This is a genomic window from Porphyrobacter sp. SLTP, assembly GCF_009905735.1.
GTDB lineage: Bacteria > Pseudomonadota > Alphaproteobacteria > Sphingomonadales > Sphingomonadaceae > Erythrobacter.
Genome location: NZ_JAAALE010000004.1, coordinates 1 through 18,010 on the forward strand (window position 1 = coordinate 1; position 18,010 = coordinate 18,010).

Here is an 18,010-nt window from a genome sequence, read left to right on the forward strand (position 1 = left end):
CTTCAGGGGAGGGGGACCGCGACCCGCAGGGTCGGGGTGGAGGGGCGCGCGCGCCTTTCCGCAAGGCTCGGCATCACGGGTCACCCTCGCTCGCCCCTCCACCATACTTCGCATGGTCCCCCTCCCCGTTCCGGGCAGGATCAGATGAACCTCACCCTCGCCACCGACGACAGCGGCGGGCCGGAAATCTTCGCCTCGCTGCAAGGCGAAGGGCCGAGCCAAGGCATGCCGGTCGCCTTCGTGCGCCTCAGCCGCTGCAACCTCGCCTGCACGTGGTGCGACACGGCCTACACGTGGCGGTTCGAGGGCGATAACCGCCCGCACCGCGACGGAATCGCCTTCGAGCGCAAGGCCAATCAGGTGACGCTCTCGCCCGCGGAAACAGCAGAGCGGATCGCCGCGCTGGGGCAGAAGCGGCTCGTCATCACCGGGGGTGAGCCGCTGCTACAGGCGGGCGCGCTGGCCGAGATGCTGGCGCTGCTGCCCGATATCAGCGTCGAGATCGAAACCAACGGCACCGTCGCCCCGCCCGCGCGGCTGGATGTGCGGGTCGATCAGTACAATGTCAGCCCCAAACTGGCGCATAGCGGCAACCCGGCGGATCTGGCGCTGCTGCCCGAGCGGCTCGATGCCTGGGCGGCGGACCCGCGCGCCTTCCTGAAGTTCGTGATCGCGGCGCCTGAGAATGTGGACGAGGTTCTGGCGCTCCAGCGGCGCTACCGCTTCCGGTCTGAGCGCGTGTTCCTGATGGCGGAGGGAACGGACAGCGCGACCCAGCGCGAGCGGCAGGTGTGGTTGTCAGACCTCTGCCTCAAGCACGGATTCCGCATGAGCGACCGGCTGCATATCCACTTGTACGGGGATACACGGGGGACCTAACTTTGTCATTGCGAGGAGCCGAAGGCGACGCGGCAATCCATGATCTGCCGTCGATCCGAGGTGCACCGTACGTTCGTGGATTGCTTCGCCTCCGGCTCGCAATGACGAGGGGAAACCTTACCCCTGACTTCTCCAGCGCATCACCACGCGCTCGACCAGTTCTTCTTCGCCGCCGTCCTTGCTCCACAGTTCGACGAAGCTGGGGTCTTCGGAGGCCGGACGCTTGTGTTCCTCGAGATTGTCGAAGGTCACGCGGATCGGGATTGCCACGCCTTCGCCGCAGATGATGCATTCGCGGTTGCGCAGCGCCGGGATTGAATCGAGGAACCCGCGCGCACCTTCGGGCATGGCGGCGCGCACGAAGGCCTGGTCGCGGTCGTTGTTGAGACGCATCGAGATGATGGTGCCGCACTGCGACAGCACGCCTTCGGCCAGGTCGGAGGGACGTTGCGTGATCAGGCCGAGGCTGATGCCGTATTTGCGGCCTTCCTTGGCGATCCGGCTGAGGATCTTGCCGACGGATGATCCATCGGCGTTCTTCTCGTTGGGGACATAGCGGTGCGCTTCTTCGCACACCAGCAGCACGGGCCGGGTCTTTTCGTCGCGACTCCAGATCGCAAAGTCGAACACCAGGCGCGACAGCACCGCCACCACGGTCGAGGTGATGTCGGATGGCACGCCCGACACGTCGATGATCGAGATCGGGCGGCCGTGACCGGGCATGCGGAAGATCTTGCCGATGAAATCGACCATCGTGTCGCCCACCAGCATGCCTGAGAACATGAACTGGTAACGCGGATCGGCCTTGATTTCGTCAAGCTTGCCCTTGATCCGCATATAGGGTGCGGACGAGGTCGCCTTGTCGAGCTTGCCCATCTCGTCCTGCAGGATGTTGCCGAAATCGCTGAGCAGATAGGGGATCGGCGAATCCACCGTGATCTTGCCCATCGTCTGCGCCAGCCGGTTCTTGGACCGCGCAGCCAGCAGGCACTTGGCAAGAATATCGGCATCGACCTGGCGTTCGTTACCACTGCTCGTCAGCAGAACCTCGCAATGCTCTTCGAAGTTCATCAGCCAGTAGGGCATCTGCAAGTTCGAAACGTCGAGGATCTGCCCGGTCGTGCGGAACGCAGCGGCATATTCGCCGTGCGGGTCGATCATCACGATGTGACCCTTGGGCGCGGCCTCGCAGATGCGGTGCAGGATCAGTGCGGCGCTGGTCGATTTACCGGTCCCGGTCGATCCGAGCAGCGCAAAGTGCTTGCCGAGCATCGCGTCGATATAGAGGCCGGCGCGGATATCCTTGGTCGGGAAGACCTTGCCGATGGTGATGCTGGCGCGGCCATCGCTGGCGTAGATCTGTTCAAGATCGCGGGTGGTGGCGGGATAGATCATCGCGCCGGGGATCGGGTAGCGGGTCACACCGCGCTTGAAGCCGTTGATGCGGCCGGTCAGCTTTTCCTCGCCGCCTTCGCCGAGAAAATCGATATGGGCGATGATCCCGCCATCGGTGCGGCGGTCCTTGCGCTGGTCGCGGACGTTGGCGAGCAGCCAGGCATCGCCGACGCGGATCTTGATCTGGCTGCCGACCTGCCCGGCCAGCGCGATCGAGGGATCGGCGTCCTTCATGCAATCATTGAGCCGCTGAAGATCCAGCGCGATCTGCGAGCCCGAGCCCGAAATCTCGAGCACCACGCCGATTGGCAGTCGCGCATTGTCCTGGCTGGTGGCGTAGGCCGATGCGACCTCTTCCGTGCCCGCCGGATTGGGGCCGGTGAAGCGCTCGAAATCTTGCCTGCCGTGGTCGGTCATCCGCGCATTCCCTTGCCGCTCCCGTTGGAACAGACAGGAAATAGGGCGGACGAGGTTAAAATCGCGTCAACATTGCGTTAGCCCGCCGCAGCGCAGGCGGCGTCAGGCGCGGGCGAACAGCCGTCCGGCCAGCCAGCCCATCCCCAGCGAAAGCGCAATCGCGCCAAGGCCATAAAGGAACGACCAGCGCTGGGCCGCCGACACCACTTGGCCTTCCAGCCCCGCCTTGACCACCTCGATCCGCGCGGTCGCGCTCGCCAGCACCCGGCCGCGGGCGATGGCGAAGGTTTCGGCGGTGTAGCGTCCGGTGGTGACGTTGGAGGGCAGGTCGATGCGCGCCTGATAGAGCACCTTTTCGGCGATGCTCACCCCTCGCGGGTTCTCCTGATACAGCCCTTGCCGCCGCCGCAGTTCGACCAGACCTTGCGCAAAGCGGGCCTGCTCTTCCGGGTCGATCTGGCCGGACGGCGAAAGCTGGATGAAGTCCGTGCCAAGCTCGTAAATCGCTGCCGTGCGTTGATCGACGATCTCGCCCACCGGGCGGGACGAGGCAACCGCGAAGAAAGCGGGGGCGGAACGAAAGTCGCTCGACCCGGCATTGGCCCAGATGCCGACGATGCGTTCCTTTTCGCGAATGCGCACCGGCTCGGTCGGGCCCTTGAGGACGACGACTATGTCGTAGTCACCCGCCCGCCCTGTGGCCGACGGGTCGATCACCGCGCCGTAGAGCAGCAGCCGCGCACCGGTGAAGCCTTGCCGCACTTCGATCCGCGACTGGCTGACAGCGGGCACCAGAATAGGCTCGCGCTGTGCTGAGAGCGTCGCCCAGGCAACCGCCAGCAGGATCAGCCGCCCTGCCAACTTCACGGGGCAGCCCTCACAGCGGAACCACGGTGTAGATTTCGTCCGGCTGCACACCGAGCCCGTAGAGCATCCTGAGCGCAATCAGCAGCACCAGCGCGGCGAGTGCGAGACGCAGGTATTCGGGCTTGGCCTTCAGCGCGATCTGCGTGCCGAACTGCGCGCCCAGCACCGACCCCAGCAGCAGCAACGCGGCCAGCACGAGATCGACCGCCTTGGTCGTCAGCGCGTGGGTCATCGTCGTGACCATCGTCACGAACAGGATCTGGAACAGCGAGGTGCCGACCACGACATTGCCGCTCATGCCGAGGATGTAGAGCATCGCCGGCACCAGCAGGAACCCGCCGCCCACGCCCATTAGCATGGTGAGGATGCCGACCAGCATCCCGAGGATCGCCGGGGCCAGTGGCGAGATATATAGCCCCGAGGCATAGAACCGCCAGCGATAGGGCAGGCTGGCGACCAGCGGGTGGTGGCGGCGCTTTTTCACCTGCACGCCCGCCCTGCCGAGCAGGCCGGGGCGCAGCGAACTCACCGCCTCGCGCATCATCAGCATCCCGATCGAGCCGAGCATCAGCACATAGAGGATCGAGATCACCACATCGATCTGGCCAAGCGATTGCAGCACCCGGAACAGGCCTGCCCCGATCAGCGCGCCGACAATCCCGCCGCCGACCATCACGCCGCCCATGCGGTAATCCACGCCCTTGCGGCGCGAATGGGCGAGCACGCCCGACACGCTCGCGCCGGTCACCTGGGTCGCCGCCGAAGCCGCGGCCACCGTCGGCGGGATGCCGTAGAAGATCAGCAGAGGCGTCGTCAGAAAGCCGCCGCCGACTCCGAACAGGCCTGACAGGATGCCCGTCAGCCCGCCCAGCAGCACGATATAGAGGCCGTTGACCGAAAGATTCGCGATGGGCAGGTAAACGTCCATGCGCGGGAGGGTAGACCACCGGCGAAGGCGATGAAAGTCAGGCGAGGCGCGTTCCTGTTGGTGAGACGGCGGTTTTGCATGTTTCGGCGGCCTGATTGGCCAGCAGAGTTCAGAACCGGGTCGATAATGTCGCGGCAAGCCCGGAATCCGGCCCGGCATCGCCCCCCACCCGCTCACGCCAGTCGACCGAGAGTCGCGCGGGCACATCGCCCAGCATCACGTCCAGCCGCACAGTCGGGCCGATGTCGATCCGCTGCGCATCCTTCTGCGCACCGCCCCATGTCGCCACGCCAAGGCTGAGGTGCACCGCATTGTCGGTCAACCCGGCCACCTTGGGCAATTCGCCGGTCACGCTCGCTTGCCCGTCGGCAAAGCCGGTAGGTTCCGGGCCGCCCACCCAGCCTGCCTGCCCATAGGCTTCCAGCCGCGCGCCATAGGGCAACGGCACCAGCGTCAGCTCGCTGACAACATAGGCGGCCGGGCGCAAGGTGTCGCTGAACGCTCCGTCCGTATAGCGCACCTCACCCGCCAGCCGCAGCGGGACGCGGCCTAACGGGCGGGCCGAGGCGCCGAGCGCCAGCTCGCTTTCGCCCCTCCGCACCAGCGCGCGATAGGCGCGGGCGTAGAGCCGCGGGTCCTGCGGCGACGCGGGGGCGAGGCGATATTGCAGCACAGCACCCGCTTGGCTCGCGCCATAAATTGGTACCCGCCCCTGCGAAATCGGCGCGGCGGTCGAGCCCTGCCGCCAAAACGCCCAGGCATCGACTGACCAGCGTTCGTCCGGGGCGGGAGCGGGCACAGCGGGACGTGTCGGGACGAACGGCAGGGCAGCAGGCCAGTCGCTATCGCCGGTCGGGAGTCCGGCTCCGGCTCCGGCGATCACGGCGCTGCCCCCGACCAAATCGCGCGGGGCGGCGGGCGACGGCAAGTGATATGCTGCCGCAACCTCGCCGTCGCTGCCGCCGCCCCCGGATGTGCCAAGGCGCCAGCCCAAAGCGGCTGAGGTGATCGCCAGCGTGCCTGCTCTGAGCCGCTCTGGCGCAAGCGGGGGCAGCGGCGTGGTCGGCGGATTTTCTTTAAACAGCGGCCGATCGTGGACGGCGACAGGGGGCAGAAACGGATTCTCCCACCACACCGCCCGCGCTGCGCTCCACCCGCTGACCAGCACCACCAGCATCACCAGCGGTCCGCCCTTGGCGCGCGCCATGTGGCTCCCCCCTGTCATCACGAACTGGCCGGAATTCCCACCACTGCGGCCGGATGGGCATCATGCTCGGTCTTGTCCCACACCGCCGCGCGCCCGCGCAGCGTGCGGGCATAGGCGAAGACCGCGCGGCGTCCGGCGATGATGGTGATGACATTGGCCAGCGGCAGGCGCAGCACCGCCCGCAGCCCCTCGCCCATGCCATATTCGCGGGCGGTGAACGCGAACCGCATCGCGATCCGCCACAGGAACGCTGCGGCATTGGCGATCAGCACCGCCTTGAGCAGCGAGGTCAGCGGTGCGGGCTCTGCCACGCCGGTCACGACGATGACCCCCATCGCGCCGGTCAGCAGCACCAGCACATAGCCCACCAGCATCACCAGCGCCGTCAGCGGCCCGCGCCGGTCGCGCGCGCGCATCCAGAATTCGCTCGCCCCGCCCGCCCAGCCGACCCGGTCCCAGCCTTGCAGCGCGATACCCAGCACCCAGCGGCTCTTCTGCCGCACAACGGTGTCGAAGCGGTGCGGGAAAAAGGCGCGGGTCGCGATCAGCCGCCCGTCCCCGCCGCGCGCCCGGATGAAGCGGCAGCGCCCGCCCGCCGCAGCAATGGCAAGGCCAAGCTCGTAATCCTCGGTCAGCGAGTCGCTGGCAAAGGGCACGCCCTCGCCGTCCTCAGCACTGTGGCGCTCAACCAAGCGGTCGAGCGCGCGGCGCGAGACGGCGCAGCCCACGCCCGCGCCGGGAATGCCCGCTCCCAAGGCATCGCGCGCCACCAGCGCCTTGCCATGGGCTTCGGCGAATTCCTCGCAGTAATGGCTGCCGATCTGCCGCGCGAGCCAGCCGCGGTGATGCGGCACCAGCGGCTCGACCGGCAGTTGCACGAAGTCCGCCCCCTCGGCGATGGCTTCATCCAGCAGGCCCAGCGCGCCCGGATCGACCATATCCTCGGCATCGTGGAACACGACCCCGGTGAAGCGCTGCCCGGCGCGATCCTCATCGATCAGGAGCGCGGCGTAGAGCCGGTTGAGGCAATCGGCCTTGGTGGTCGGCCCGTCGCGCTCGACGATGACCAGCCGCAGCCGCGGGTCGCCGCGCGCCGTGGCCATGGCCGCTGCCAGCGTGGCCGGATCATTGCGGTAACACCCGACATAGAGGCGCAAGCTCGGCTGCGGCCAGGTATCCAGCAGGTGGCGGACGGTCTGGCCGATCACCGCGGCTTCCTGCCACGCGGGGATCAGCACGGCGACCGGCCCGGACAGAGGGCGATGCTGGAGCGCAGTCCGGCTGCGTTTCCGGGTCACACCCCTCCCGGTCAGGCGGAGCGAGAGCCACACGCCATCAACCGCAAGATCGTCCAGCGCGCCGATCAGGAAAAACACCCCGGCGAACAGCAACAATTCTCGCTGTAGCAGTGCCATCCACTGCCACAGACCAGGCTCGGTTATGGACAAGGCGACCCCCTCCCCAATTAGGAAGGCAACCTACCCCGCGCAGCCCTGCCACGCAACCGGATTTGCAAATTTTTGTTGGTTTATTCGGGGTTTAGACTCGACCCTCGTCCATGCCAGTGGCTTACCAGCTGCCGGTATTCGGCATGCTGACCCACGGTTCAGCCGGCGCGAGATGGCCTTCCTGAAGCAATTCGACCGAGATGCCGTCGGGCGATTTGACGAAGGCCATGTGCCCGTCACGCGGGGGGCGATGGATGATGTGGCCTGCTTCGGCGAGGCGCTGGCACGTCTCGTAGATATTGTCGACGCGGTAGGCGAGGTGGCCGAAATTGCGCCCGCCGCTGTACTCCTCGCCGCCGCTGCCGTCTTCGGGGGGCCAGTTATAGGTCAGCTCGACCTCGGCAACGCCCGCCTGCCCCGGCGCGGCGAGGAAAATCAGCGTGAAGCGCCCCGCCTCGACATCGAACCGGCGCACTTCCTCCAGCCCGATCAGCTTGAAGAAATCGACCGTGGCATCCGGATCGGTGACGCGGATCATGCTGTGAAGATATTTGACCATGGGAACTTCCATTCAAAAACGGTTCATCGACGCAGATGCACAATTCGTCGCATCAACTCATCTTGGGGAAACATGGTATGGACGATCACGAAGTGCAACCGGCAAACGCGGCCAGCGGTGTCATGCGTGAGCCTGCGACCGCGCGCTGGTTCGGCACAGCCGCGATCCTTGCGGTCGGCATGATCGCGGGCGGATATCTGCTGGGTGACGGGTTGCTGCGCGCCAAGGACGCCGAACGCGCCGTGACCGTGCGCGGGCTGGCGGAACGCAATGTCACCGCCGACCTTGCGACCTGGACGATCTCCTACTCGGCCTCCTCCACCAGCCTTGCCGAAGCGCAGGCCAAGGTGCGCGCCGATACGCAGTCGATCGAGGCGTTCTTCAAGGAATTGGGCTTTCCCGCCGACGCGCTGCAACCGACCGGCGCGAACGTGACCAGCTTCACCAATGAGGGCAGCACGACCTTCACCGTGCGCCAACGGCTCGCGCTGCGCACCGAAGACATCACCCGCGCGCAGAAGGCCGTGGCGCGGCAGTTCGACCTCGTGGGGCGCGGGGTGTTTCTCGAGGAAGGCTCGGGCATGGCCTACACCTTCACCAAACTGAACGACATCAAGCCGGAAATGGTGGCCGAAGCGACCAAGGACGCGCGCGCATCTGCCCAGCAATTCGCCGAGGATTCCAACTCCGGCGTCGGCAAGATCAAGGACGCGACCCAAGGCTATTTCGAGATCGAAGCGCGCGATGGCGAGGCGGGCGGCTGGGGTTCGGCCGACAGCCCGTACAAGAAGGTGCGGGTCGTCACGACGGTCAGCTTCACGCTCGACTAACCAGGCCACCAACGACCTGCGCGCGCCGCTGGGCGACGAATTCGCACCGTCCGTCGCGCAGGTCGGTGGTTGTGTTGCGCGGCCACGTTGCGGGGCTTATGCGCACGCTCCTGCTACGGCGGCGGCCTTGGTGCCGCCCGCCGCATTGCCCTATAGGGCTGGCAAAACCGGAACATTACCTCAGTCATGCTTCAGCGATTGCGCGATTTCTTCAGGCCCCATTCTCCGCCCAAGCTGCCGGTGGTGCCGAATGGCGCGCGCTATTATGCAATTGGTGACATTCACGGGCGGCTTGATCTCTATGAAGCGCTGATTGCCGCCATCGAGGCCGAGATCGTCGCCGCCCCGAAGCTGGACCACCGCATCATCCTGCTCGGCGATCTGATCGACCGCGGACCGGACAGCGCGGGTGTGGTGACCCGCACACAAGCGTGGCAGCAGGCCCGCAACGTCCAGGTGCTGGCGGGCAATCACGAAGAGATGTTCCTCGCCGCTTTTGAAAAGCCCGAGGCCCTGCGCCACTTCCTCAAACATGGCGGGCGCGAGACGATGCTGAGCTACGGCCTGTCGAGCAAGCAGCTTGCCACACTGGAGCTGGGCGAGATCTTCGCACGGCTGCCGAAGCTCGTGCCGCAGGCCACCCGCGACTACATCGCCGGGTTCGAAACGATGATCTGCGCCGGCGACTATGCTTTCGTTCACGCCGGCATCGATCCAGAGCGACCGCTGGGCGAACAGAAGCGCAGCGATCTCCTCTGGATTCGTGAGCGTTTTCTCAGCCACGAAGGCCCGCTCGAGAAGGTGGTGGTGCACGGCCACACCATTTTCGACCACGTGATGGATTGCGGCAATCGCATCGGCATTGATACTGGCGCTTTTCGCTCGGGTGTGCTTACAGCGCTCGTGCTTGAGGGCGATCAGCGGCGGATTTTGCAGGCCCGGACCGCGGACGACGGGACGGCGCAGGTGTTCCACGGCGACCGGGCGCGCTAGACCGCCAACCGGTGCCGAAATCTCGTAAGGGCCAGAGTTCATGAAAATTGCGATGGTAGGGTCAGGCTATGTCGGGCTCGTATCAGGGGCGTGCTTTGCCGATTTCGGGCACGACGTGGTCTGCATCGACAAGGATCAGAGCAAGATCGACCGGCTCCACGCCGGGATCATGCCGATCTACGAGCCGGGTCTCGATGCGCTGGTCGATAGCAATGTGAAGGCCGGTCGGCTGAGCTTCACCACCGATCTGGGTGAGGGCATTGCGGGCGCGGCGGCGATCTTCATCGCGGTCGGCACGCCCAGCCGCCGGGGCGATGGCCATGCCGATCTGACCTTCGTTTACGAAGTCGCCCGCGAAGTCGGCGAGAAGCTGGCGAACGACGCCGTGGTCGTCACCAAGTCGACCGTGCCGGTCGGCACCGGGGACGAGGTCGAGCGGATCATCCACGAGACCGGCACCTCTCACAAGGTCTCGGTCGTCTCCAACCCCGAGTTCCTGCGCGAAGGCGCGGCGATCGGCGATTTCAAGCGGCCTGACCGGATCGTGATCGGCGCCGAGGACGACTTCGGGCGCGAGGTCATGCGCGAGGTCTATCGCCCGCTGTTCCTCAACGAGAGCCCGATCCTGTTCACCAGCCGCCGCACCAGCGAGCTGATCAAGTACGCCGCCAACGCTTTCCTCGCGACCAAGATCACCTTCATCAACGAGATGGCGGACCTGTGCGAGAAGGTTGGCGCCAATGTGCAGGACGTCTCCCGCGGGATCGGCATGGACAAGCGCATCGGTTCCAAGTTCCTCCACGCCGGTCCCGGCTATGGCGGGTCGTGCTTCCCCAAGGATACCCTCGCCCTGCTCAAGACCGCCGAGGATTACGACAGCCCGGTGCGGATCGTCGAGGCCGTGGTCAAGGTCAACGACAGCCGCAAGCGCGCGATGGGCCGCAAGGTCGTCGACGCGCTCGGCGGGCTGGACGAAGCGCGCGGCAAGAAGGCGGCGCTGCTCGGCCTGACCTTCAAGCCGAACACGGATGATATGCGCGACAGCCCGGCGATTGCGATCGCGCAGACGCTGATGGACGCAGGGGTCGACGTCGCCGCTTACGATCCGGAAGGCATGGAGCAGGCCCGCCCGCTGCTGCCCGGCGTGGCCATGTGTGCCAATCCCTATGCCGCAATTGAAGGCGCGGATGTGGTGGTGATCGTGACCGAATGGGACGCTTTCCGCGCGCTCGATTTCAAGCGGGTGAAGGAGCTGGCGAACGCGCCGGTGCTGGTGGACTTGCGCAACATCTACAAGCCCGATGACATGGCCGCCGCCGGGTTCACTTATGTGAGCGTGGGTAGGGCGTAGCAGCTTAGGCATTGCGCCTTTAAGCCCCTTCCCTTGAGGGAAGGGGTTGGGGATGGGTGTTCGACACCCGCGGATGCCTTACCCCCTCCCCCTACCCCCTCCCCAAGGGGAGGGGAAATCTCCGCCTACCGCGGGGTCAGATCCAGCCCGTCGGCAAAACCCGCTCTTGCGCCGCAGCTGATGAACTCGCCCGCTTCCTCCGGCGTGCCGCCGAGGTTGCCACTGTAGCGAAACAGGATCCGTCGCCCCTCGACTCGGAAGAGCGAAACCTTGGCGCCCGTCTCCGCGCTGACCGCGCTCCACCAGCCGGTGGCCCGGTCAAACCGCGCCGCTTCCACCCCCAGATCGCACATATGCGCGTTGCCGCCGATGGCGCTGCCGCTGGCGGCGATGCTGCCGTCGGGATTGCCGGTCAGGGTGACGCTCTGATCGCTTGCGTCGATCAGCACCGGGATGATGCGTTCGTAGAGGGGGCCGCTGCGCATCGCTTCAGGCAGCGGCAGCAGGCGGCCGTGATAGGTCACGCTTTGGCCGGGTGCGAGGGTGATGCCGGGGCCCAGCTGGCCGCGCAGGACGGCGAGGCGCGCTTCGTAAAGATCGCTGAGGCAGGCGCGATCCTCGCAGGCGGAGCGTGATTTGAGCCAGCGGCGCTGCTCGGCCAGATCGCCCTTCCCCGCCGCCCGCAGCTCGCGCCACACCTCGGCCAATTCGAGGTCATAGCGGCGCAGGACATATTCATATTCGTCGCAGATCATCGTCTCGACCGGGGTTGCGGCCTTGGCGCAATCGAAGCTGGGGCGATCCACCTCGGCGCTGGCGGCAAGCGTGCCATCGATGATCGTGCGCGCCTCCTCGGCGCTGATCGTGGCGGTGACGGGGACGTATTCCCTGTCGGGATAGGTCGGGGTGAAATATGTCGCCAGCCGCAGCGGGCCGGTGATCCGCGCGCCGCCAAGATTGACGAGCGAGCGCGGCGAGACTGTGGTGTTGTTGAGGGTAGCGCCGAGGTTCATCCGTGCATCCCACAGGCCCAGCGCGCTGATGTCGGCGCCGGTCAGATTGGCGTCGGTCAGGTCGGGCGTGGCATTGATGCACCATTCGTCGACTGTGATCCCGCAGGCGAAGGTCGCGTCGGTGAGGTTGGCCGCTCTGAAGCGGACCTCGCCAAAATCCGCGCCCTGCCATGCGGAGACGAAGCGGATGCCGTACAGGTCTGCGCCGGTGAAATTGGTCCCGGCGAAATTCGTCCCGAGCATCGAACCCCACGACCAGTGCGCGCCGCTGGCCTTGGCGTTGGTCAGGGCGACCCGCACCAGTCTCAGCCCCGGGACGATGGTATTCTCCCAATTGGTGCCATCGAGATCGGTCGAGACCAGGCACGCATTGGCGAGTAGCGCGGCGGGTTCGCGCATGTCGGCGCCTCTGAAATTGCCGCCCCGCACGATCCGGCGGTGGCCCGCAGGCGCAGCGCGCAGCGCTTGGGCTAGGTCGGCAGGGGAGGTCATCGCGCGCGCATCGATGATCGCCCATGTCGCGCGGGCACCGGGTGCCTCGCCGGGGAGCGCGCAGGACTCAATGGCTTCAAGCTCGGCCGCGTCTTCCGGATCAGGCGCCTGAACAGCAAGCGAAAGCGCGGCGGCAAGCGTGAACATTGGCGGCAAATCCTTCCGAAGGACAGGTTACGCAAAGGGGCGCGGATAGACAAATCCCGTCGTCATGGGGCGACCTTCCCTCCCCGTTCCGCAGGAATGGGGAGGGACTTTAGGGCGCGCACCCATCGGTCGCGCAGCGACCGCAAGGCCGACCGGCCGCCCGCAGGTGCTCCGTAGCAAAGCGAAGGAAACCGCACCGAGGACGTTCGCCCGGACGGGCGAGCGAAAAACAAACACGCCCTCAAGTAGCGAAGCGGTAGGGCAACAAATCCATATCAGGGGGCCATCATAAGCCGGGTTCTGTTGCCTAAGGCGGTATCCTTGCGGACGGGCCTCAGGTGGCAGCCATTCATCTGCTCGCCGGATTGCTCCGGCGCTCTAGCAGCCAACCCGGGTCTCTCGGCGCGAAACACGCCTACCCTTCTTGCGAAAGGCGCGAGACCCCTATTCGGCCTTGCTCCGGGTGGGGTTTGCCATGCGGTTGCTGTTGCCAGCCCCCCGGTGCGCTTTTACCGCACCCTTTCACCCTTGCCTGTCCCCCGGGACGAACCCGGGGCCATCGGCGGTTTGCTCTCTGTGGCACTTTCCCTTGCGCCCCCGAAGGCGCGCCGGCGGGCGTTACCCGCCACCCTTGTTTCGTGGAGCCCGGACTTTCCTCGCGTCCCCGAAAGGACACGCGGCTGCCTCAGGCCCCCTGACGGTGCGCGCTATAGGCGGGAGCGGCGGGATTTGCAAAGCTGCCCCGCCGCTCGCCCGAGTTCACGCGGCGGGATCGCTGTCACGCCCACCGATATTGGCGAGGCTTTCGTCCGGCGCCAGCAACAGCTTCCACACCAGCGCGCCAATCGCTGCGCCCGCCAGCGGGGCGACCCAGAACAGCCACAACTGCCCGACCGCCGCCGTATCGGCGTAGAACGCCACGCTGGTCGAACGCGCCGGATTGACCGAGGTGTTGGTGACCGGAATGGAAATGAGGTGGATCAGCGTCAGCGCCAGCCCGATCGAAATCGGTGCGAAGCCGCCCGGCACCTTGGACGAGGTCGAACCGAGGATCACGACCAGGAACCCTGCCGTCAGCACCACCTCGGTCACCAAGGCAGCCAGCATCGAATATCCGCCGGGCGAAAGCTCCCCATAACCATTGGAGGCAAAGCCGCCCGCTGCAAAGCCCGGCGCGCCGCTGGCGATTACGTAGAGCATCCCCGCCGCGCAGAACGAACCGATCACCTGCGCCGCCCAGTAGGGCGCCAGTTCACTCCACGAAAAGCGTCCGCCAATCGCGAGGCCCAAGCTGACCGCCGGATTGAAATGGCCACCCGAAATGCCGCCGACCGCATAGGCCATCGTCAACACCGTCAAGCCGAAGGCGAGCGATACCCCCGCAAAGCCGATCCCCAGTTCGGGAAAGCCCGCCGCCAGCACCGCCGACCCGCAGCCGCCGAACACCAGCCAGAACGTGCCGAAAAACTCGGCTGCCAACTTCCTTGTCATCCCACTCTCCCCCGTATGGCCCGCCGGATCCCAATCCGGCCAGACGTTGAAAATCCGTGAGCTACCGGGTCCGCCCCTGATCGCGGTCGAGCAGCAATTGCCACAGGATCGCGGCGATCTCGCCATCGGGGATGCCGGTGATGTGTTCGGGCCGCCAGCGCCGTTCGAACGCCTCGACCGCTTTGGTCTGGTCGGTGATGTCGTAGCCGAAGCGCTCCAGTGCGAGGAAGAACGAGCCTTCGTTGTGGAACGGATTGCCCGCTGCCAGGCTTTGCGGGCGCGGCAGGCACAGCTTGTATTGCGCCAGCCGGTCCCACGGAAACAGCTCGCCCGGATCGACCTTGCGCATCGGCGCGACGCAGGAATGACCGACCACGTTGGCGCGGGGGATGTCGTACTGTTTGACGATCCGGCTGAGCAGCGGGATCAGCGCCTCGATCTGCGCATCGGTAAACCCGCGGTAGCCAAGACCATGCCCGGGGTGATCCAGTTCGATCCCGATACTCGCCGAATTCACGTCGGGAATGCCGCGCCAGAAGCTCGCGCCCGCGTGCCAGGCGCGCTTGTCCTCCGGCACCAGACGGATCACGCCGCCTTCCTCGGTGATGAGGTAGTGGGCGCTGACCTTGGCCTCGGGGTCCGTCAGCCGCTCAAGCGCGGCGCCGACCGGCTTCATCTCGGTATAGTGCAGCACCACCATGCTGACCGGCAGGCTGCGTTCGTCAAAGTTGGGCGAGAGGCGTTCCTCGTGAACCAGTTCGTCCTCCCCCTCCATTATCGTCCCCTCAGCCGATCATGCCGTCAGGCTCGGGCAGCACCGCGCCCAGGACCAGCGCTCCGTCGCCCAGCTTGTACTGGAGGCCGCCCTCCATCTCCTCGGCCAGCACCGCGATCATGTGTGCAGCAGCAGTGCGGCTGGTGATTTCGCTCTCGGCAAGGTCGCCTTGCAGCGCGCGGCCGATGGTTTCGTCGAACGCGATCCGCTCGCCGCGCGCCCGCGCCACGATCTCGACCGCGCCGTCGCGCCGTTCCGCTCCGATATCGAGCGTCCCGCCGCGCACCAGCGCGTCCAATCCGATCTGCGCGAGGTTCAGCAGCACCTTCACCGCCGGCTTGGGCAGGCTGGGTTCCGCGATTGCCCAATTCACATCGACCCGCTTGGCATCGGACGCCAGCGCGTCGATCACCGCCTTGGCCTCATCCACCGGGATCGCCTCACCAAAGCCGCCTGCCGCGCCGAAGGCCAGCCTGAAGAACTTGAGCTTGTCGGTGCTGATCCGGGCGGATTGTTCCAGCAGCTCCATGCAGCGCGCGCGCATCTGGGGGTCCTGCTCGTCGGCGAGCAGCTCCAGCCCATTGGCGAGCGCGCCGACCGGAGAGAGCATATCGTGGCACAGACGCGAGCACAGCATCGCGGCAAGATCAGTCTGGGAAATCATGGCGCTTTCCTAGCCATCGATCATGGCAAAGGGAAGGGCGACAAACCCTTGTTCCCCGTCCATCCAGAACTTCACGTCGCGTCCGGCGATGATTGCCCACACACGGCCATCGCCCGAGGCCGAGGCGCGGTCTGTGGCGGAGGGCGCGGGCGGCCCTGCGGGATGCGAGTGGAAATAGCCAAGCACCCGCGGCCCGGTTCCACCGCGCGCGGCGCGATGCGCATCGATCAGCGCCTGCGGGTCGATTTCGAAATGGGTCTGCGGGGCAGGATGGACATTTCGGGTTTCGCGCGCCTCGGTGATGCGGGTGCCCTCCCCCAGCAACAACCCGCACGCCTCCAAGGGGTGAGCGGCGGCAGCGGCGGCGCGCATGGTGGCGAGGGCTTGGCTTGTCACTTCGACTTGCATCACGCATGGCCATACCATGTCCGGACCCGAAATCATCAATGGCACCATCTCCGCCCCCGCCCGCCTCGATAAAGCGCTGGCCGACGCCACAGGCTTGTCCCGTGCGCGGGTGCAGGGGTTGATCGAGCAGGGCCGGGTCGATGTCGCGGGCAAGACAGCGACCTCTGCCTCGACGAAAGTCGCCGCCGATACGCCGTTCCGCATCATCATTGCCGCCGCGATGCCGGCCGAAGCGCAGCCCGAGGATATTCCGCTCGTCATCGCTTATGAGGACGCGCACCTGATCGTGGTCGACAAGCCTGCGGGCATGGTCGTCCACCCGGCGGTCGGCAATATCACCGGCACGCTGGTCAACGCGCTGCTGCACCATTGCCGGGGCAACCTGTCCGGCATCAACGGCGTCGCCCGGCCCGGCATTGTTCACCGGATCGACAAGGACACCTCGGGGCTACTGGTGGTCGCCAAGTCGGACGCGGCGCATGAAGGGCTCGCCATCCAGTTCGCCGCGCACACCGTCCACCGCCGCTATATCGCGGTCTGCGCCGGGCACCCCTCGCCGTCCGAAGGCACGATCAACGCCCGCGTCGGACGGTCGGATGGCGACAGAAAGAAAATGACGGTGCTGCCCAACAATTCCTCACGCGGGAAAACGGCGATCACCCATTATACCGTGATCGAACGGCTGGATGACGCCGCGGTGATCGAATGCCGGTTGGAAACCGGGCGCACCCATCAGGTGCGTGTTCACTTTGCGTCAATCGGCCATCCGCTACTGGGAGACCCTGCCTATGGCCGTACCCCCAAATCCCTTCGCGCCGATCTGGAGCGACTCGGCTTTGCCCGGCAGGCCCTGCACGCCGCCGAGCTTGGCTTTGTCCATCCGGTGACGGGCGAATCGATCCGTTTCAGCAGCGATCTTCCGCAAGACATGTCGGAACTTATCGACCAACTGCGACATAGTAATCGATGAAACCCGCATACATCTGAGGCGTTTTCGCGTATATATAGAACCCGTGGCCCAGTTCGCGGGATGCCCATCAGGGGTCCCGTGCAAGCGGTCGACGCTAGAAAGGTTAGGTAAAACGTGACCAAGTCCCAAAGTGTCCGATCGAAGTCGTCTTCGGTCCCGGCCCTCAGCGGTGAGCAGAGCCTCAACCGCTATCTTTCGGAAATCCGCAAGTTCCCGATCCTGACCGCCGAGCAGGAATATATGCTCGCCAAGCGCTATCAGGAGCATGAGGACCCCGAAGCGGCCGCCCAGCTTGTTTCCAGCCACCTGCGGCTCGTCGCGAAGATCGCGATGGGGTACCGCGGCTATGGCCTGCCCGTGTCCGATTTGATTTCGGAAGGCAATGTGGGCCTGATGCAGGGCGTCAAGAAGTTCGAACCCGATCGCGGTTTCCGCCTCGCGACCTACGCGATGTGGTGGATCAAGGCGTCGATGCAGGAATTCATCCTGCGCTCGTGGAGCCTCGTCAAGATGGGGACCACCGCGGCGCAGAAGAAGCTGTTCTTCAACCTGCGCCGGATGAAGAAGCAGCTCGAAGCCTACGAGGATTCCGACCTGTCCCCCGAGGACGTGACCAAGATCGCGACCGATCTCGGCGTGCCGGAGCAGGAAGTCATCAACATGAACCGCCGGATGATGATGGGCGGCGATGCGTCGCTCAACGTCAGCTTGCGCGGGGATGAGGAAGGCTCGGGCCAGTGGCAGGATTGGCTGGCGGATGATCGCCCCTTGCAGGACGAAACCGTCGCCGATGCCGAAGAATCGCAGATGCGCATGGCGATGCTGTCCGAAGCGATGGAAAGCCTCAACGAGCGTGAGCGTCACATTCTGACCGAGCGCCGCTTGACCGAAAAGCCGCAGACGCTGGAAGAGCTGAGCCAGGCCTATGACGTCAGCCGCGAACGCATCCGTCAGATCGAAGTGCGCGCGTTCGAAAAGCTGCAAAAGGCCATGCAGCGGATCGCTGGCGAGCGGTTGCTGCCCGGCGTGGCGTAACTGCCCACACGTCGTGGCGACGTAGTAGGCCAGTCATTGCATGATCATCGCGCAGTCATTGCGCGGTCTTGAAGGGGCGCTGCGAGGAATCGCAGCGCCCTTTTCGCTGTCAGGCCCGCCAATGTTTAACGTGGAACATTG

Annotated in this window: 17 protein-coding genes and 1 other RNA gene; 6 read left to right on the top strand and 12 right to left on the bottom strand. The window is 65.7% G+C overall.

Annotated elements, in window-relative coordinates; translation table 11 throughout:
• Positions 1-144 precede the first annotated feature (144 nt).
• The gene (locus tag GVM20_RS04235) at positions 145-879 is read left to right on the top strand and encodes a 7-carboxy-7-deazaguanine synthase QueE (protein ID WP_166546071.1); all 735 of its coding nucleotides are present in this window, start codon (positions 145-147) and stop codon (positions 877-879) included.
• Between the two features lie 117 nt (positions 880-996).
• Here GVM20_RS04235 and GVM20_RS04240 read toward each other — a convergent pair whose 3' ends face one another.
• The 6 genes from GVM20_RS04240 to GVM20_RS04265 form a co-directional block, all read right to left on the bottom strand.
• Positions 997-2,691 (bottom strand): ATP-binding protein, encoded by a 1,695-nt coding sequence (locus GVM20_RS04240; RefSeq protein ID WP_166546072.1) that lies wholly within the window; start codon positions 2,689-2,691, stop codon positions 997-999.
• Positions 2,692-2,793: 102 nt separating this feature from the next.
• On the bottom strand, positions 2,794-3,558 hold the full coding sequence (locus tag GVM20_RS04245; protein ID WP_166546073.1) for a TIGR02186 family protein: 765 nt from the start codon (positions 3,556-3,558) through the stop codon (positions 2,794-2,796).
• A 10-nt stretch (positions 3,559-3,568) separates the two neighbouring features.
• The gene (locus GVM20_RS04250; protein WP_166546074.1) at positions 3,569-4,486 is read right to left on the bottom strand and encodes a sulfite exporter TauE/SafE family protein; all 918 of its coding nucleotides are present in this window, start codon (positions 4,484-4,486) and stop codon (positions 3,569-3,571) included.
• Positions 4,487-4,595: 109 nt separating this feature from the next.
• The gene (locus GVM20_RS04255; protein ID WP_166546075.1) at positions 4,596-5,693 is read right to left on the bottom strand and encodes a hypothetical protein; all 1,098 of its coding nucleotides are present in this window, start codon (positions 5,691-5,693) and stop codon (positions 4,596-4,598) included.
• Between the two features lie 17 nt (positions 5,694-5,710).
• Entirely contained in the window at positions 5,711-7,108 is a 1,398-nt protein-coding gene (locus GVM20_RS04260; RefSeq protein ID WP_166546076.1) for a glycosyl transferase family protein, read from the bottom strand.
• Positions 7,109-7,262: 154 nt separating this feature from the next.
• Positions 7,263-7,700: a VOC family protein gene (locus GVM20_RS04265; protein WP_166546077.1), complete on the bottom strand. Its 438-nt coding sequence runs from the start codon at positions 7,698-7,700 to the stop codon at positions 7,263-7,265.
• A 122-nt stretch (positions 7,701-7,822) separates the two neighbouring features.
• On the opposite strand from GVM20_RS04265, the gene GVM20_RS04270 reads away from it, so the two are divergent.
• The 3 genes from GVM20_RS04270 (at position 7,823) to GVM20_RS04280 (ending at position 10,874) form a co-directional block, all read left to right on the top strand.
• Entirely contained in the window at positions 7,823-8,530 is a 708-nt protein-coding gene (locus GVM20_RS04270; RefSeq protein WP_234031861.1) for an SIMPL domain-containing protein, read from the top strand.
• Positions 8,531-8,728: 198 nt separating this feature from the next.
• On the top strand, positions 8,729-9,523 hold the full coding sequence (locus GVM20_RS04275) for a metallophosphoesterase (RefSeq protein WP_353653100.1): 795 nt from the start codon (positions 8,729-8,731) through the stop codon (positions 9,521-9,523).
• A 40-nt stretch (positions 9,524-9,563) separates the two neighbouring features.
• Positions 9,564-10,874 carry a UDP-glucose dehydrogenase family protein gene (locus GVM20_RS04280; protein WP_166546080.1) on the top strand — a complete coding sequence of 437 codons (1,311 nt, stop codon included), beginning with the start codon at positions 9,564-9,566 and terminating at the stop codon, positions 10,872-10,874.
• Positions 10,875-10,999: 125 nt separating this feature from the next.
• Here the strand turns inward: GVM20_RS04280 and GVM20_RS04285 are convergent, their stop codons facing one another.
• The 6 genes from GVM20_RS04285 to GVM20_RS04310 all read right to left on the bottom strand — a co-directional run bounded on the left by GVM20_RS04285 (position 11,000) and on the right by GVM20_RS04310 (position 15,864).
• Positions 11,000-12,526 carry a pentapeptide repeat-containing protein gene (locus tag GVM20_RS04285; protein WP_166546081.1) on the bottom strand — a complete coding sequence of 509 codons (1,527 nt, stop codon included), beginning with the start codon at positions 12,524-12,526 and terminating at the stop codon, positions 11,000-11,002.
• 273 nt (positions 12,527-12,799) lie between these two features.
• An RNA gene (rnpB, locus tag GVM20_RS04290) (RNase P RNA component class A) lies at positions 12,800-13,222 on the bottom strand.
• Positions 13,223-13,285: 63 nt separating this feature from the next.
• The gene (aqpZ, locus tag GVM20_RS04295) at positions 13,286-14,017 is read right to left on the bottom strand and encodes an aquaporin Z (RefSeq protein ID WP_166546082.1); all 732 of its coding nucleotides are present in this window, start codon (positions 14,015-14,017) and stop codon (positions 13,286-13,288) included.
• A gap of 61 nt (positions 14,018-14,078) precedes the next feature.
• Entirely contained in the window at positions 14,079-14,792 is a 714-nt protein-coding gene (locus GVM20_RS04300) for an N-acetylmuramoyl-L-alanine amidase (protein WP_166546083.1), read from the bottom strand.
• Positions 14,793-14,802: 10 nt separating this feature from the next.
• Complete coding sequence (locus GVM20_RS04305; protein ID WP_166546084.1) at positions 14,803-15,456, bottom strand: histidine phosphotransferase family protein; 654 nt, start codon at positions 15,454-15,456, stop codon at positions 14,803-14,805.
• Between the two features lie 9 nt (positions 15,457-15,465).
• Positions 15,466-15,864, bottom strand: coding sequence for a M67 family metallopeptidase (locus tag GVM20_RS04310; RefSeq protein ID WP_166546243.1), 399 nt, complete (start codon positions 15,862-15,864; stop codon positions 15,466-15,468).
• 16 nt (positions 15,865-15,880) lie between these two features.
• Between GVM20_RS04310 and GVM20_RS04315 the strand changes: the two genes are divergently transcribed.
• Both GVM20_RS04315 and rpoH read left to right on the top strand, forming a co-directional pair.
• The gene (locus tag GVM20_RS04315) at positions 15,881-16,834 is read left to right on the top strand and encodes an RluA family pseudouridine synthase (protein ID WP_166546085.1); all 954 of its coding nucleotides are present in this window, start codon (positions 15,881-15,883) and stop codon (positions 16,832-16,834) included.
• Between the two features lie 114 nt (positions 16,835-16,948).
• A complete protein-coding gene (rpoH, locus tag GVM20_RS04320; RefSeq protein ID WP_166546086.1) occupies positions 16,949-17,869 on the top strand; it encodes an RNA polymerase sigma factor RpoH in 921 nt (306 codons plus the stop codon).
• Positions 17,870-18,010 lie beyond the last annotated feature (141 nt).

What these genes read in the sequence shown, in the direction of transcription:
- GVM20_RS04260 (WP_166546076.1), bottom strand. Translation starts at nt 7,108, where the DNA reads ATGGCACTGCTACAGCGAGAATTGTTGCTGTTCGCCGGGGTGTTTTTC.
- GVM20_RS04285 (WP_166546081.1), bottom strand. Translation starts at nt 12,526, where the DNA reads ATGTTCACGCTTGCCGCCGCGCTTTCGCTTGCTGTTCAGGCGCCTGAT.
- GVM20_RS04280 (WP_166546080.1), top strand. Translation starts at nt 9,564, where the DNA reads ATGAAAATTGCGATGGTAGGGTCAGGCTATGTCGGGCTCGTATCAGGG.
- GVM20_RS04270 (WP_234031861.1), top strand. Translation starts at nt 7,823, where the DNA reads ATGCGTGAGCCTGCGACCGCGCGCTGGTTCGGCACAGCCGCGATCCTT.
- GVM20_RS04255 (WP_166546075.1), bottom strand. Translation starts at nt 5,693, where the DNA reads ATGGCGCGCGCCAAGGGCGGACCGCTGGTGATGCTGGTGGTGCTGGTC.
- GVM20_RS04305 (WP_166546084.1), bottom strand. Translation starts at nt 15,456, where the DNA reads ATGATTTCCCAGACTGATCTTGCCGCGATGCTGTGCTCGCGTCTGTGC.
- GVM20_RS04250 (WP_166546074.1), bottom strand. Translation starts at nt 4,486, where the DNA reads ATGGACGTTTACCTGCCCATCGCGAATCTTTCGGTCAACGGCCTCTAT.
- GVM20_RS04265 (WP_166546077.1), bottom strand. Translation starts at nt 7,700, where the DNA reads ATGGTCAAATATCTTCACAGCATGATCCGCGTCACCGATCCGGATGCC.
- GVM20_RS04240 (WP_166546072.1), bottom strand. Translation starts at nt 2,691, where the DNA reads ATGACCGACCACGGCAGGCAAGATTTCGAGCGCTTCACCGGCCCCAAT.
- GVM20_RS04235 (WP_166546071.1), top strand. Translation starts at nt 145, where the DNA reads ATGAACCTCACCCTCGCCACCGACGACAGCGGCGGGCCGGAAATCTTC.
- GVM20_RS04300 (WP_166546083.1), bottom strand. Translation starts at nt 14,792, where the DNA reads ATGGAGGGGGAGGACGAACTGGTTCACGAGGAACGCCTCTCGCCCAAC.
- aqpZ (WP_166546082.1), bottom strand. Translation starts at nt 14,017, where the DNA reads ATGACAAGGAAGTTGGCAGCCGAGTTTTTCGGCACGTTCTGGCTGGTG.
- GVM20_RS04315 (WP_166546085.1), top strand. Translation starts at nt 15,881, where the DNA reads ATGTCCGGACCCGAAATCATCAATGGCACCATCTCCGCCCCCGCCCGC.
- GVM20_RS04310 (WP_166546243.1), bottom strand. Translation starts at nt 15,864, where the DNA reads ATGCAAGTCGAAGTGACAAGCCAAGCCCTCGCCACCATGCGCGCCGCC.